This window comes from Lysinibacillus sp. LK3, assembly GCF_001043675.1.
GTDB classification, from domain to species: Bacteria; Bacillota; Bacilli; order Bacillales_A; family Planococcaceae; genus Lysinibacillus; species Lysinibacillus capsici.
On record NZ_LDUJ01000001.1, the window covers coordinates 35,741 to 50,962 of the forward strand.

Annotated in this window: 19 protein-coding genes; 7 read left to right on the forward strand and 12 right to left on the reverse strand. The window is 36.3% G+C overall.

Features of this window, described 5'->3' with window-relative positions; genetic code table 11:
* Together VK91_RS00160 and VK91_RS00165 are read left to right on the forward strand one after the other, a co-directional pair.
* On the forward strand, window positions 1-819 hold the full coding sequence (locus VK91_RS00160) for a YitT family protein (RefSeq protein ID WP_004232517.1): 819 nt from the start codon (window positions 1-3) through the stop codon (window positions 817-819).
* Between the two features lie 81 nt (window positions 820-900).
* Window positions 901-1,281, forward strand: coding sequence for an MmcQ/YjbR family DNA-binding protein (locus VK91_RS00165; RefSeq protein ID WP_048389704.1), 381 nt, complete (start codon window positions 901-903; stop codon window positions 1,279-1,281).
* A 39-nt stretch (window positions 1,282-1,320) separates the two neighbouring features.
* Here the strand turns inward: VK91_RS00165 and VK91_RS00170 are convergent, their stop codons facing one another.
* The 6 genes from VK91_RS00170 to VK91_RS00195 all read right to left on the reverse strand — a co-directional run bounded on the left by VK91_RS00170 (window position 1,321) and on the right by VK91_RS00195 (window position 5,226).
* Window positions 1,321-1,662, reverse strand: coding sequence for a GIY-YIG nuclease family protein (locus tag VK91_RS00170; RefSeq protein WP_048389707.1), 342 nt, complete (start codon window positions 1,660-1,662; stop codon window positions 1,321-1,323).
* An 18-nt stretch (window positions 1,663-1,680) separates the two neighbouring features.
* Complete coding sequence (locus VK91_RS00175) at window positions 1,681-2,436, reverse strand: DUF2087 domain-containing protein (protein ID WP_048389708.1); 756 nt, start codon at window positions 2,434-2,436, stop codon at window positions 1,681-1,683.
* 135 nt (window positions 2,437-2,571) lie between these two features.
* A complete protein-coding gene (locus tag VK91_RS00180) occupies window positions 2,572-3,447 on the reverse strand; it encodes an ABC transporter permease (RefSeq protein WP_048389709.1) in 876 nt (291 codons plus the stop codon).
* Window positions 3,447-4,367: an ABC transporter ATP-binding protein gene (locus VK91_RS00185; RefSeq protein ID WP_048389710.1), complete on the reverse strand. Its 921-nt coding sequence runs from the start codon at window positions 4,365-4,367 to the stop codon at window positions 3,447-3,449. Before VK91_RS00185 ends, VK91_RS00180 begins: the two co-directional genes overlap by 1 nt.
* Before the next feature lie 6 nt (window positions 4,368-4,373).
* On the reverse strand, window positions 4,374-4,775 hold the full coding sequence (locus VK91_RS00190; RefSeq protein ID WP_048389711.1) for a DUF3021 domain-containing protein: 402 nt from the start codon (window positions 4,773-4,775) through the stop codon (window positions 4,374-4,376).
* A gap of 1 nt (window position 4,776) precedes the next feature.
* Window positions 4,777-5,226: a LytTR family DNA-binding domain-containing protein gene (locus VK91_RS00195; RefSeq protein WP_048389715.1), complete on the reverse strand. Its 450-nt coding sequence runs from the start codon at window positions 5,224-5,226 to the stop codon at window positions 4,777-4,779.
* A 205-nt stretch (window positions 5,227-5,431) separates the two neighbouring features.
* Between VK91_RS00195 and VK91_RS00200 the strand changes: the two genes are divergently transcribed.
* The 5 genes from VK91_RS00200 (at window position 5,432) to VK91_RS00215 (ending at window position 10,650) form a co-directional block, all read left to right on the forward strand.
* On the forward strand, window positions 5,432-6,460 hold the full coding sequence (locus VK91_RS00200; RefSeq protein WP_048389717.1) for an AbrB family transcriptional regulator: 1,029 nt from the start codon (window positions 5,432-5,434) through the stop codon (window positions 6,458-6,460).
* 155 nt (window positions 6,461-6,615) lie between these two features.
* The gene (locus VK91_RS22790; RefSeq protein WP_004232534.1) at window positions 6,616-6,756 is read left to right on the forward strand and encodes an RAxF-45 family protein; all 141 of its coding nucleotides are present in this window, start codon (window positions 6,616-6,618) and stop codon (window positions 6,754-6,756) included.
* A 104-nt stretch (window positions 6,757-6,860) separates the two neighbouring features.
* Window positions 6,861-8,660, forward strand: a complete 1,800-nt coding sequence (gene abc-f, locus VK91_RS00205) for a ribosomal protection-like ABC-F family protein (protein WP_048389722.1) — start codon at window positions 6,861-6,863, stop codon at window positions 8,658-8,660.
* Complete coding sequence (locus tag VK91_RS00210; protein WP_048389724.1) at window positions 8,653-9,444, forward strand: GNAT family N-acetyltransferase; 792 nt, start codon at window positions 8,653-8,655, stop codon at window positions 9,442-9,444. The genes abc-f and VK91_RS00210 overlap by 8 nt, the downstream gene beginning before the upstream one ends.
* Window positions 9,445-9,915: 471 nt before the next feature.
* Window positions 9,916-10,650, forward strand: a complete 735-nt coding sequence (locus VK91_RS00215) for a hypothetical protein (protein WP_048389726.1) — start codon at window positions 9,916-9,918, stop codon at window positions 10,648-10,650.
* Between the two features lie 127 nt (window positions 10,651-10,777).
* Here the strand turns inward: VK91_RS00215 and VK91_RS00220 are convergent, their stop codons facing one another.
* The 6 genes from VK91_RS00220 to VK91_RS00245 form a co-directional block, all read right to left on the reverse strand.
* On the reverse strand, window positions 10,778-11,155 hold the full coding sequence (locus VK91_RS00220) for a hypothetical protein (RefSeq protein ID WP_048389728.1): 378 nt from the start codon (window positions 11,153-11,155) through the stop codon (window positions 10,778-10,780).
* Window positions 11,156-11,264: 109 nt separating this feature from the next.
* Complete coding sequence (locus VK91_RS00225; RefSeq protein WP_048389730.1) at window positions 11,265-11,948, reverse strand: M23 family metallopeptidase; 684 nt, start codon at window positions 11,946-11,948, stop codon at window positions 11,265-11,267.
* A complete protein-coding gene (locus VK91_RS00230; RefSeq protein ID WP_048389732.1) occupies window positions 11,948-12,229 on the reverse strand; it encodes a phage holin in 282 nt (93 codons plus the stop codon). Before VK91_RS00230 ends, VK91_RS00225 begins: the two co-directional genes overlap by 1 nt.
* A gap of 17 nt (window positions 12,230-12,246) precedes the next feature.
* The gene (locus tag VK91_RS00235) at window positions 12,247-12,660 is read right to left on the reverse strand and encodes a hypothetical protein (protein WP_156181888.1); all 414 of its coding nucleotides are present in this window, start codon (window positions 12,658-12,660) and stop codon (window positions 12,247-12,249) included.
* A gap of 67 nt (window positions 12,661-12,727) precedes the next feature.
* Window positions 12,728-13,192, reverse strand: a complete 465-nt coding sequence (locus tag VK91_RS00240) for a hypothetical protein (protein WP_048389735.1) — start codon at window positions 13,190-13,192, stop codon at window positions 12,728-12,730.
* Between the two features lie 20 nt (window positions 13,193-13,212).
* The gene (locus VK91_RS00245) at window positions 13,213-15,195 is read right to left on the reverse strand and encodes a DNRLRE domain-containing protein (protein WP_048389736.1); all 1,983 of its coding nucleotides are present in this window, start codon (window positions 15,193-15,195) and stop codon (window positions 13,213-13,215) included.
* Between the last annotated feature and the right edge of the window lie 27 nt (window positions 15,196-15,222).

The window sequence follows — 15,222 nt, forward strand, 5'->3', positions numbered from 1 at the left end:
ATGCGAAATGTGATTATAATTACACTTTCTTCCATTTTAGTGGCCTTTGCCTATAATTATTTATTGATTCCCCATGAAATCTTGAGTGGTGGGTTGAGTGGTATTGCCATCATGCTTGGGATTATTACCCCTTTAAATACAGGCGTGTTAAATTTACTGCTTAACCTACCTTTACTGATTTTAGGTGTGATGAAGCTCGGCAAGCGATTTATTAGCTACACCATTCTTTCGGTGGCTGTGTTGTCAGTGAGTTTATATATTATTCCAATACACAAAGCGACACAAGAGCCAATCCTCGCGTCCTTATTTGGTGGTGTTATTGTAGGGTTTGCAATGGGCATGATTTTCCGAGCAGCTGGCTCCTCAGGGGGCTTTGATATAATTGCTATGCTACTTAGCCGGAAACGTGATTTTCCGCTCGGTACGTTAATTGCCGCTATGAATGGAATCGTAGTGGCTGCTTCTGGCTTTGTCTTTAGCTGGGATGCGGCGTTGTTAACCCTTGTGTCCATTTATGCAACTGGAAAAGTAGTGGATACAATTCATACGAGCCATATTAAATTAACGCTGATGATTATTACGAGTAAAGGGGACGAGGTCAAACAGCAACTATTAGAAAAGCTACATCGTGGAGTAACGATTATCGATGCAAAGGGAGCGTATTCAGGCGAGGGTCGGAAAGTATTAATTACTGTTATTACGCGTTACCAACTAGCTGATGTGAAAAGCACGATTAAGGAGACTGATCCAAAGTCGTTTGTGAATATTTTACAGACGACGGAAGTAATCGGGATGTTTGATCGTGGTACAACTAAATAATGCTATTCTCTACACACGTTTTAGGTTATACTTACCATAATCGAACGTGTGTTTTTATTTGAGGGGACGGGGATTGTAAAGATGGAAAAAGAAATAATTCATGCTTACTGTATACAGCTTCATGGAACAACGTATGACTATCAAGAGGAGTGGCAAGCAGATCGCTATCATATCGGTGGAAAAATGTATGCCATGCTTGGAGGAAATAGAACAGGTAAGCCTGTTCTTACATTGAAATGTGAGCCTTCTCGAGCGGAGGAATTACGAGAAGCCTATGCAAGCATTATACCTGGTTACTATATGAATAAAACCCATTGGAATTCCATTTATATGGATGCTGAGGATGTCCCGATGGATTTGGTAGAGAATCTTATTAAGCATTCGTATGAACTTGTTTTCAATAAATTAACGAAGAAAGCACAGCAGGAAATTCAATTGATTGGCAACCCTTCAAACAAGTAATGAATAGCGCATTTACCTTTTTGGCAAATGCGCTAATTCCTAATTATAACCATGCTCACCATAAGGTTTTAGTGTCTCAAGCCATTTTTGCTCCAGCTTTTCGAGCTCTTTTTTTTCATCGAAATAGCCTTCTTCTTTTTTCTTTAAATACTCAACGATTTCCACCTCAAAAGCTTCTTGACCATATAAATTGTAATCTGCCTGAAGCACCTTATTCGTATGTGTATTGGTTTTTAGCATAAATTGAAAGCCATTTAAACGCTTTAAATTATTAAAGCTCCCCACAAATAATTTGCCTGTTTGTGTATTGGTCATTGTAAAAACGCCAGCTTCAATTTTCATCTCTTTATACATTTCTTTTAACTCTTTTTTATGATCCATTTTTATTAACCTACTTTCTTATTTTTTTACCCAATAGGCACTGCCATCTGCTTTCCGGTCAAGAAAACCGTATTCAATTAAGTAACGACGTATGTGTACATAGTCTTCATACATCGGTTTAATCACTTCATTTAATTCTTTTTCAGTATAATGCTTTTCTTGGTCAAAAAGATTTGCAATTGCACGCAGCACTACAATTTTCTGTTTTTCGCGCTTTGGAAAGCGAACCAGTTCCTTGCCAACACCGTTTGGAAATAGCTTCTCTAATAATTGCTGTTCTTCCGTGAGGGTTACGTTATAGCGATCGTCGACCATAGTAGCTGTTTTATGAATAGGCACAAATGGTTCCTCCTTCTGATCTTGTTCTTTTAGTAACTCCATCATCACCATCAATGTTTTGGCTTGGCGTTCCTTTTCTTTTAAAGCAAAACGGTGATGGCGAATCGTGGTGGCACTGCCAATCTCTAATTCTTCTTTTATCTCCTGATCTGATTTTCCCTCATAAAATAAGCGTAAAATATGACTTTGATGTTCTGTTAAGCCTGTCATTTTTTTATTGAGACCGTTTAAATAATGAAAAACAGAATGGTGAGCCAATGTAATATGGTGTTGCATCATTTTCTCTGCTTCATATAATAAGCCCTCTTGAGGATAAATAATGCCTTTTTCTACTTTTTCACCGCATAGTAGGCAGGTGAAGTGTGTCGCTTGATCGATATATCCCTTTTTTAGATCATCGATAGGAGCTTGCCAAAATAATTCATTTACATCCATTGCAATCCCTCCTTGATAAAACAAACGAATTCTGAATTTGTTTGTTATTTAATATTTAAAATAACAAAATGTTTGTATTAAAGCAATAAAAAACACATCGTATTCTAAACGATGTGTAAAATGGTTGGCTCATATTTAGTTATACTTTCTCTTAAATAAGATCATAGATGCTAGAGAAAGAACTACAATTGTACAGACAATCACAATTAGACTTGTTGTGGAGCTAAGTATATGTCCATTTAGTTCATAAACAATGCCATAATTCATTTTATAATCTTCCGCATAAGAAACGGGCACACCATCAAAGACATTTGCAATAGAGCTCTCCATAAATGCATTGCGTAATAATAGTGTTGTATGGCTAATTGGAAAGTACATGATTATATGTTGTGCAAAGCTTGGTAGAGCTCCAAGAGGTACATAAACACCACATAAAAATCCAAGTAATGTACCAACAATTGTGCCGAGTGTTGAGAAAGCATTTTGGGTCGACACAAATAACGAAAGAAATAAATTAAAAACACTCGCAAGCAAGACAGATAAAAACAGTATGCTCAATACCTGAATAAAATCCCCAAAACTTAGAAGCTTACCTCCCGTTGTGACAATAAAGATTTCACAGCCAAGGAGCGCAATAAAGGAAAAAATACAGCCGATAATAAATGCATTGAGCACATAGCTCAACTGAATAGTTGCTCGAGAAAGAGGAGCTGTTAAAAAGTCGGCTTGAACTTTGGATTCTTGGTCTTTAACAGCGATACCATAGGCACCAAGTGTAGTCGAAACAGCAATCATGGATAGTAAACCTGCTACTAGCCACTCATTGACCATGGTGATCAATTCAGGTGTAGCTTCTGTTAGTTGTTCAATTGCATCTACCTGCATTTTTTGGAGAAAGACAGCGTACAACACAATGACAATAATGACTGACAGTAGGGAGAAGAACACCTGTGTTTTATCCCGTCTAAATATTTTGTTATTACGCAGAACTAAACTAATTAATGCTTCCACTACGCAACCTCCTCCTCTGCCATAATATGAAGAAAGACATCATCCATTGATCCTTTAATGACTTCGAAGGAGGCGATAAGTGGCTCAGCTTTTTTTAAAAGGGGAAGTGCTTGTAAGGTAGACGTTAAACGGATGGTGTATATCCCTTGATTCTCTGTGTAGGAGATCGCATTTTCCTCAAGAAACTTCACACCCTCCTGTGCATTTTGAAAAACGAGAGCCATTGAATCATAGGCATATTTTGTTTTTAGTGCATCGGGCGTTCCCTGTGCGACAATTTTACCTTGCTTTAAGACAGTGACTTGGTGAGCGACTGCCGCTTCCTCCATATAATGGGTCGTTAAAAAAACAGTCATATTGGTTTCCCGTTGTAGCTGCTTAATCGCCTGCCAAACAAATTGACGTGTTTGTGGATCTAAACCCGTTGTAGGTTCATCCAGAAATAAAATACTTGGACGATGAATCAGTGCACGAGCAATATCTGCTCGCCTTTTTTGTCCCCCTGATAATGTTCCATATTTTTTCTCTTCAATATCCTCTAAATGCAAATAGGTGGAAACAAATTGATAGTTATCGGTAAGCTGTGCTTTCGATAAACCATATGTTTTACCTCGATGGAGGATATTTTCACGTACAGTTAATCGCTCATCTAATAGACTTTGCTGGAAAACGACACCAATAGATTTACGGATATCCGCATTACCATTGCTTGCGTCGAGTGTGAAACCATTAATAGTTACTTGACCACTCGATTTTTTTAGTAAAGTACAAAGTATTTCAATCGTTGTAGATTTACCTGCACCGTTTTCACCTAAAAAAGCGAATAGGGTGCCTTGTTCGACTGTAAAAGAAATACCTTTGACAGCTTGCTGTTCTCCATACTGTTTACATAAATTTTCAACTTTTATCGCAAACGTCATAAGTGGTTAATCCCTTCTCTTTTGAATTTCTTTATTGATTTTTTCAATATCATTTAATTGAAGAACATATAGAATACACCAAACAATCAAGTAAATAATGGCTTCAGCAATAAGTACATACCATACACCTGAATCAAACCAACTACCAAAATAGCCTGCGGTTAGTACACATGCTGTCACCGCTACTAAATGGAGAAGAAGCTGAACTGTAAAAGGCAATTGCTCCATATCAAAAATGACGGATAGCAAACCAATGGCAATGCCAAGGATGGCCGCGATAACAATTTGCTCCAATAATTCTGTTCCTGAGGCCACCGCATTATTTGATAGGACGCTAAGTGTCACTAAGACATAAGAGGAGCTAAGGGAAATGAGTAGACCGATAATCATCATGCGTAAATACTTCATGCTATGAATCCCTCCCAATACCTAAGTGTCTCTTTAATTCTTTTAAATATTTTCGGCTGACATGAATGGCTACGTCATTTTCAAGTAATAGCTGTGTAGTGCCGATTTTGCCCATTTGAATAGAGGATATTTTATGGATATTGACGAGTGTAGACTTACTCACGCGTACAAAATCTTTGGCTAGCTGAGCCTCAAGCTCATATAATTTTCGCTTGGACTCAAACTCTTGCTCATCTGTCTGTAAAAATACTTTGGCATCCTCTGCGTAAATGGAATAAATATCGGAAATTTTTAAGAGATGAATTTCTTGTTGGTCATACCCATCTAGCATAGTAGTTTGGGATGCTTGAAGCTGTCTCATCAATCTTTCAATTTGCTCATTATATTCCTTGGCATGAATATGAACCTCAGTTTCCTCGAGCTCATGATTGATGGTTAAATGAATTTTCATAGGAGGCCTCCTTTAAAAACGCAGAATCAGGTATTACTAATGTAGCATAGAAAATTTTAGCAAGGATAAATTGTTCGATAAGAGGTTTTATTTGTTGGATAACAGGTTCTTTTTCAACGATAGCAAACAGCTCAAAAGTCGGTCCAGTAGAAAAAACGGTTTATAAAGGTCATAATAGGCTTATCGAGTTGAAGGGGTTGCTACCATGTTTATTTTTGATAAGCATATGTTCATCACATTATGCATTGGTTTAATAGGTGCTGTAGTTTTTCAATTTTTCCATATACCGATGCCTTGGCTGTTAGGAGCGATTACAGCGGTGCTCATCGTGCAGCTATCCACCAACGTCCAATTAAAATGGCATCATTCTTTCCGCAATTTTGGTTTAGTCGTAGCAGGTTATTCTATCGGCTATGCCTTTACACCAGAAGCTGTACAGGACATCAAGCTTTTTTTAGGAAGCATGGTCGTGTTAAATATCATATTTATTTTGTTGTTTTTTGCGGTAAGTTTCCTTGTTGCCAAGCGGACAGATTTAGATTTTGCGACTGCCTTAACGTGTTGTGTTCCTGGGGGCATGTCGCAGGTTGTGGCATTTGCGGAAGAGCAACAAGAGATGGATATGGTGGTCATCACATTCTTTCAAATCCTTCGCGTTCTTTTAATCGTTGGCTTTGTTCCTTTAATGGTGGCAGGGGCAGGTGGCAATAGTTCTATGATTGATGGAACATACACATGGAACCTTGTTGGCATACTTGTGGTATGTGGTGGCGCAGGGTGGCTAGCACAAAAGCTAAAAATTCCAACAGGCTATATGCTAGGCCCAGTGTTTTTACTAATGGGCGTTAATATGGCAGGGATAGAAGTGCCAAAATTACCATTATCGCTTCTGCATATTGCTCAACTCATGCTAGGAATTTATATTGGATTATTATTAAAAAAAGAGGATTTACATTTATCGAAGAAGCATATCTTTTATGCGTTTGTTTCGGCGGGCATTTTTATTGGGGCAGCCTATGGTTTAACATTTGTGATGGCAGCGTTGTACAGCCTTGATTTTAGGACAAGCTTTTTAAGTATTGTTCCTGGTGGTCTTGATCAAATGGGGATTATTGCCGCTTCGGTCCATGCAAATGTCACGATTGTCACGGCCTTTCAGCTTTTTCGTGTACTAGTTGTCTCGATTTTTCTGGTGCCTGTGGTAAAAGTATTTGTAAGAAAAGTGAAAACATGATGGGGCTATGAATCAACCTCTCATGTTTTTCTTTGTGCGAATTTCGATCAAATAGAACTTTTGAATAATGATAAATGAACGTTAAATTTTCCCTTTCCAAATAATCCGAATAATGTTATGATAGCCATAACTACTATGAACGGAGGTGAGAAGGAATGAATAAAAACGCTACGAAAACATGTGTAAAAGTGGATACGGCTATGTATTTTGCACGTGTGATTACTTTCGATTTTGCGAACAACGGGATAGGTCTGTCCATTTTTAAGCAAAATCAAATAACAAACGTAGCGAATTAACCATTCTTTTTCACACATTTAATTGAGAAGAGGACTGCTTGTTAATGAGCAGTCTTTTTTGTGTTCTAAAGATGTTTTCGCACGTTTCATTGGAGGAAAAAACGATGCAAATGAAAGCTGAACAAATTCAAAAAATTATGGGTGGCAATATATTATTCGAGAACCTACAGCTAGAGGTAAATAGTGGTGAACATGTGGCGATTGTTGGTGTAAATGGCAGTGGAAAAACGACTTTATTACAACTGCTTGCAGGGGTAGAGATACCTGACAAGGGACGAATAATTAAAAGTAAAGAAGCGACGATTGGCTATTTACATCAGATTCCACATTATCCACTCCATGCTGTGAAAGAAGTGCTGGAGGAAGCATTTGCGGATATTTATGCAATAAAGGCAAAAATGACAGCACTTGAGCAAGAGATGCAGTCGACGGTCACGGATAAAATATTACTACAATATGGGCAATTGCAGGAGCAATTTATGCTATTAGGGGGCTATGAAGTAGATGCACAGCTAGCAATGATTGCAAATGGACTAGGTATTTCAGATATGCTAGAGCAGCCATTTAGTAGTTTAAGTGGTGGGGAAAAAACAAAGGTTATGCTTGGACAAATTTTATTGAAAAAGCCCTCTATTTTGTTATTGGATGAACCAACGAACCATCTGGATATGCAAGCTATTGAGTGGCTTGAACATTATGTGCGAAACTTTGAGGGGATTGTCATTGTCGTATCCCATGATCGTCAATTCATGAATCAAGTAGCCCAGAAGATTATTGAAATTGAGGATGGGGAGGCTTTTACGTATAACGGCCATTATGATGCCTTTATAGCACAAAAAGAAGCAAAAATTGAGCAACAGTTTGCAAATTATGAAGAGCAACAAAAGAAAATTAAAAAGATGCAAGAAACAATTAAACGATTAAAGCAGTGGGCAAATGAGGCGAATCCACCAAACGCATCCATGCATCGACGTGCAAAGAGTATGGAAAAAGCATTAGCACGTATCGAGCGAGTAAAGAAGCCCCTCACTAAAAAGAAAATGAATTTAGCTTTAACGATGGCTGAACGCAGTGGTAAAGAGGTCGTGCTTTTGCAAGCCATTGATCATGGCTTTGATAAGCCTTTATTGAAGGAAAGCAATCTAGCTATTTATTTTGGCGAAAGATTAGCGATTGTTGGGAGCAATGGTAGTGGAAAATCAACATTATTAAAAATGATATTAGGGGAAATCATTCCTAATCAGGGAGTGTGTCAGATTGGAAGTAATGTGAAATTTGGATACCTTTCCCAGCAATTTGAACATCCAAATCCTGCTATACGATTAATTGATGCCTTTCGTGAAAGTGTCGCCGTGTCAGAGGCGGAAGCTCGCCATATACTCGCACGATTTTTGTTCTATGGCTATGATGTCTTTAAAAAAGTGAAGGACTTAAGTGGTGGAGAAAAAATGCGTCTTCGTTTAGCACAATTAATGCATGAGGATATCAATGTCTTAATCTTAGATGAGCCAACGAATCATTTAGATATTGAAGCAAGAGAAGTATTGGAAGAGACACTGGAATCCTTTGAAGGCACGATTATTGGGGTGTCACATGACCGCTATTTCTTACAGAAAATTTTTACGAAAACGGCGTGGATTGAAAACCAGACTATTCAAGTTTTTGAGGGAGATTATGAGTGGGCTAGAGAAAAACGACAGGAACTTGCAATGAAAACGATTGAAAAACAACCAGTAAATAAAACGCAGCCACCTAAAAAAGAATTACCGATTGAACAACAAATTGAAAAATTAGAGACAAAACTACAACAACCATCGCTTGCTAAAGAACAACGGCAGAAGCTTGAACTTCAATTAGAAAATTTATATGAAAGATGGTTAGAAGGGGGCACAGAGCATGTTTAATTTAGAACGCATTATGCAGCTTGATATAGAGTATGTGAAGAGTTTCAGTGAAGTGGAGGTTTGTAAGGAGGGGGTCTTATTTTACAATCAGGCTATCCCAACCTATTACGATGCAAATCATGCACAGATTTGGAGAAAGGTTGAGCAACCGGATTTATTTTTACACGACATCAAAGATTTCTACCAATCAAAATCTCTGATCCCACGGATTTATTTATATAATCTAGAACAAAATCAGCTATGTATAGAGGCATTAGAGACGCACGGCTTTCAATATGAGCATTTTGTTAATGAAATTCAGTACTGGGATGGTGAATATGCGATACTTCCACCTAATCCTGCCATTCAAATTGAGCGTGTAACGGATGCAAATATGGAGGAAGCATTAGCAGTAGAAATGAGCATTTCTGCATTTGGGGAGCCTTCATTAATAAAAAAGGCATTTGAGCAAACCTATCATTCGTCACATTTTACGTATTATCTACTAAGACTAGATGGGGTGGCGTGCTGCTCAGCAAATATTTTTGTGTCAGAAAATCAAGGTAGGATTGAAAGTGTTGCAACAACTGAAGGCTATCGTGGTCGAGGTTTAATCGGCTATATGCTGCAGCATATTCAACAGCAATCAGTCAAGCTGGGATTGGACGATCTTTGGATATTACCAATTAGTGAACAGGTTGCCAAAGTCTATGAGAAGGCAAATTTTAAATCGGTGGGCTCCATGGCATCGATTCATGCGTTTACTGAAGGGAAGAGCATTCAAGATATCCGCCAACAGGCTTAAATAGCTACACATAAAGATCGCCAAATTCCTGTAGTGCTTACAAGGAATTTGGCAATTTTTTAGAACTGTACTTGTCAATTTTGATTACAGGTTGCTTTAATGAAGGGATGCTTTAAAATATAATCAGCAAAAATTATTTCCTGCTCCTGTAGAACGATAGCTGCTCATTACGACATCAAATTCCTCAGGCCTCAGTTAACAGCATTGTTTTTATCTTGTCATCTATCGCTTTGATATAAATTTGCGAGATGCAACCATACACGGGTTAGTGGAGAAGGTGGAAAGGTGTTAAAGGATAAGTAGGAATAAATGAAAACTAGTAAAATCCTGAATAGTATCGACTATTCGGGATTTTTGTTTTATTGTTAAAAAGAAGGATTTTCAATTATTAAAAGTTTTTTACTTGAAAAAATGTCGTATTCGATTTATTGTCTTTAGAGATACTTGTTTAATGGACTTGGAGGATATGAAATGCACGGAATTTATATACGCTATAATGTCTCAGATGAAACCCAAGCAGCACAATGGCCCAAAAAAATGGATGCATTTGCGTATGTTCAACGAGAAAAACCACAACAAGACAATGATAACTTGCTGTCAAAAGAAGAGCTAAAAAACCATGCCATTCGCTATATTAAAAGCTTGAAAGACAATGCAAGTGTCCATTTAGTAGAGCAGCGCAACGGTGAAATTGAACATTTTGATCGACGCTACATGGAGTCATTAAAGTTAAAGGAAAGCATCGATTCCCAACTTATTAATCTAGAAGAAATACGCTTATTATTGCAATTAATGAATGTCTTGAATTTATCCCATGCTTTTGGAGAAAATGCTGGCAAGCTACTTCGTCAAATAACGCCATATGCCAAAGAGGTAGAACATCCAACATTCCAAACAACACGCGTTGAGCGCCATTTCTATTCGGAGCTAATTGAACAAATTGAAATGGTTTACGCACGAATTATGCGTCAGCACAACCCATCGACAACGGAAATGCAACAATCAGAAAAGCTCTGGACAACTGTCTGTGAGCAAGCAATAGAAAAAGTAGAAGCACGAATCGAACGTTTATCTTCTATTAAGTTAAAGCATGAGAAAAATTTACTAGAGTTTAGTCACTTAAAACAGCAAAATATCGAAGCGAAGGAACGCTTAGATCTAGCTGTCCATGAGCTGGATGCCATTTTAAATGTATTAGAATCATAAGAAAAGCATGTCTCTGTTTAAAATCAGAGACATGCTTTTTATGTTGTCGTCGGATAGAGGGACAAAAGTGACGGTTAGCAGTGCGAAAGTGGTGGAAAGCTTTGTAAGATTGACGGATAGCTGTGCTTTACTTAGCTTTCTCCTCTGTTTGATCCCGCTTAGTTTGGCGTGAAAGGCGGATTAAATCCAATCCAAGAAGCACAACAATGATATAGAATAGAGGACTTGTGAACGATAGGCCAATTTGTGATTGACCGCCAAGTAATGTTAAAACAATCCATAATTCAACTGTATACAATGTTAATCCGATATAAGCCTTTTTTGATAATCTTTTATATCTACCCTTGTCGAAGGCTAGCTGAATGATGACAAGCCCAACTAATATAAGCAATATTATTTTTTTAGTCAGCATCGCAGCAATAGCTGTATCAGGGAAGAAATCATTAACGAATAATAACGTGAAAAATACTAGAATTATAAAATTTAAGATTGTCGAAAGCTTCATGCCATTTCTCCTTAGTTGTCAGAATACTTTTCTATTGTAACATGGTTCTAATAGAGAAAAATGTATTTATGTTATAATGAAGAGAAAATTATGTATAGAGCAGGGGGAGTTATTTTTTGTTTAAAGTTTCATGATATCTTTTTAGCATTGTTGCAAATTGTTCTCGTGTTAAGAAATTTTGAGGATTCGTTCCATCTGTTAAACCTTTGTTTTTTAACCATTGCCATGCTGTACTATGTATTTTAGAGGCTTGTCGAGAAGGACTGTTGGTTTGCTTTGTTTTTAATGCCTCCTCAAGTTCTTTTATTTTATTGAGTAATTCTATATATTGTGACATTGTGAGAGCTCCTTTGTTGATTGAAATAGTATTTGGTTCATTAGTTAAAGAAATATACTTCATAGGATCAGTTGCATTTGGCTGGCCTTTCTCCCATGCTCCATCGTGAATTTCGAAATGCAGGTGAATCCCATAAGCTCGACCAGTGTTACCCATCATACCAATTTGTTGACCTTGTACCACTTTTTGCCCGACATGAACACAATAAGAGTCTAGATGAGCATAATTTGTTTCGAATGTTTTGCCATTAACGATATGTTTAATCATTATCACTTTTCCATAACTACTTAACACCTGGGCACGACTAATTACCCCAGCTGCACTAGCGTAAATCGGAACTTTTCCTGTTGAAGCAAGATCTACACCCTGATGCCATTCGTTGCCAAACCCAATATTCCTCCATCCGAACTTACTCGTTAATCTTGCATTTTTTACGGGACAGATAAAATTTGTCATTATCGATCATCTCGTTTCGGTTTTTTATAAATTAAGGCTCGTGATGAATCACTTAAGCTGGCAGTAGTTGGATCTAAAATGGCATTATATGTACTTACAGCCATTAAGGCGATTACATAAGGATTTGAAGCGGCGTTGACAAGTAAGGTCTTTACACTGGACCATGTGGTTAAATCGGCTCCTGTAATACCGTAATAAGCGAATAGAGGGGTAATAATTGATAATCCAACTGTAATCCAAAATTGAGGATTATGGATGCGCACTTTCCAGTTGATTTTCATAAAGATCAAATCCTTTCTTAGAGACCTAATGTTTTTAAAATTAAAGCACCAATTATTATAGTAGGTATGAGAATCCACCAGTGTAGGTACTGTTTTATCATATTGCTAATTGAAATATTGTCTTTTGCAGATTCCTGTTTTAAATCATCTTCAATACTATCAACTCGTTTTCCAATAACTTTTACATCCTCTTGCAATTCAACTTGAGACATATTTAATTTTGTTAAATTCATATTGATGTTATTAAAAGTTTTATCCATTCTATTTAATTGTATTTGCTGATGTTTATTCATTTCTTGCTGTTGTTCGGATACTAATGTTAAGCGATATAATAACTCATGATTACCTTCTAATTTTGAAATTCGGTTTTCCTGATTCTTAATTTCAACTTCCGCACTAGCCAATCTCTCACCAAATTTTTCATTTTGCATGTAATCACCAACTTTTACATAAATTAAAAAAGGATAGATGGAATTATCCATCTACCCTTGTATGAAATTACTGGGTTATATCAGAATCGTTTAGTAATTGGATATCTTCGAAAATTTGACAGAATCTATCGTAGAGAACTGCTTTCTGACCAGTAAATTCTAAATCACAACTTAAAATAATAGTTTGTAAAATTTGTAGCATTTCTATTTTATCTGCCGTTTCTTCAATGATAAATTCTTCATTCATCATTAGCATAATTTGCTTTTGTGCTTCTTTTTCTTCTTTTTCTGAAGGGAATACAACTATTTCTTCCTCTTTATTATGTATTTCTTTAGTTTCTGTAACAATTTCGCCTTGTGCATCCTTTAAAGCATAATCATTTATGAGTTGTTGTCTTTCCATTTTTATAAGCTCTACTTGATTTTCCAATAATTTAATGAACCTAGTTCGCATTCTCGATTCTTTACCTTTGAGAACTAAATTGAAAAGAAATGATTGTAATTCACCTATTTCATAGTTTTTCATTATCATAAATTTTATCTCCTTTTGTCTTACATAATAAATGCGTAACCTGATACTGTCCCATTAATAATAATTAGTGCTGTCACATTATTTACCATAATGATACGAGGCTCAATTACAGTTGATACTCCTTTGTCAACCCATGTTGGAATAGTAATCTCAGTATGTACTAAACATCTGTTTACAGAGATTTCTATATTAACTTGTGACACTCGCTTAATATCAATTACAGTATTAACTTGATTTACAGATTTTACGTCAATTTCAGTAGAAACATCATCAATATATCTAACAAAGATCTCTGTATTTATTTCTGTTTCTTCAAAACGTTGTATATCAATGGCTACCTCAATATTAGGTCTAGAAACGATAATCTCAGTGACAACATCAGACTTAATATTAGCTTCAATTTCTACCAACATATCGTTTCTATGTTTTACTTCAATTTCTGCTTCAATTTTTAATCTTGAGATAAGAACTACGGTTAAAAGATTAATTTCTTTACCTACTCTAGATGTGATTTCCGTAGTTATTTTATCTTTTGCTACAAAAAGCTCTGCGCCAACAATAGAAGTCCAAGTTTCATTAATTTCGATTTCGGTTAATACTTCTTTTTTATCATGACGAGGAACAGTGATTTCAGTCTGGATTAATGGAATAGTTACTGAAATAGTTGTGTCAACAACACTTTCACCTCTTAGAGCACATAGGATTTTAGCTAAAGTAAAGGGTTTGTTAATTGTGACTTCTGCTGATTTTTCCTTATTAAGGGATCTTCTTGCTCCGATTTCGGTTAGAATCTTACTGTCCTCACGAATTGATGAAGTGATTTCAATTTCAATATGTGGCTTACATACTGTGATTTCAACTAGAGCTTCGAAATCTAAAGGCACTTCTGCTCTGTGAACGTAAATTTCAGTATCTAACTTTTCGAAAGTGTAAATAGAGTCAACTATGACCTCAGTTAGTTTTTCAGAGTTACTTCTCCTGTAGGCAAAAATTTCAGTTAAGTGTTGACTTCTACCTTGAGAGAATATTCTTGAGTCAAAGTATTTTACGATTAATTCAGGGGGAGAAATAGTTTCTCTGGTATAGAATATTGTGTGACCCAGATCGGTTTCGTTAGATAAACGAATAATAAAACCGTTATTAATTTTTTCCAGTGAAACCCAAGATTGCACAATTTTAAGGACATCGAATTCAACGTATCCTTGATTTAAATTTATAGTGAACTCGTCTGTAATTAAATCAATCGGAATTGGCCTATTCAAGTGGGTAATGTTAGTTTCTTGCCACTTTTTATTGGCATTTAATATTTCCAGTTTAACATTTTCGGGGATTGAGCCTTTGTAGTATAAACGCAAATAGGATTCTTTTAGTATATAGGAAGAATGAATTAAAGATAAATCGAATTGAACAAATGAGCGCCAGATATCATCTTGGCTTCGGCCAACAACCATTGAGGAATTACTTCCGTAGTTGATTGATTGGAAAGCTGTTCCTTCCCTTGTGAAAGCATCCTGAGTAGGGTTGAATATATCTGTAACGATAGGTGGTTGCTGTACTTCATAAATAGCAAACATCCTATTATGAGGTGGTACTTCAATTTCAGCTTCTAAGAAGTTGTAACCAATAGGCTGAATCTCAGTAAAGACTTCTGAATTTCCACGATACATTATGTTTAAGAATGTATCTTTTTCGGTTATATTTATAGCCCGAGAAATAAGTTCAATGGTTTTAGCACTTTCTCTTAAAGGTCTAGCAACAATCTCAACATCATTTTCTAGTTTTCCTACTGCAATAAGCTTGTATTTAGCTTTAAAACGATTATTAGGTGCTACTATAATTTCAGTTAAAACAATATTTTCTCTATGTTGTATAGCAAAAATTTCAACATCAGTTTTGTCACTTCCATAAAGAGGTACACTAATTTCAATAAATAAATCATTTTCTGCTGTTATAGTTGATTGAGAGGAAATATCTGTTTCTAAATTAAATTCTTTCTCCTCCATAATTTCACTTCCTATCACATTGTATTG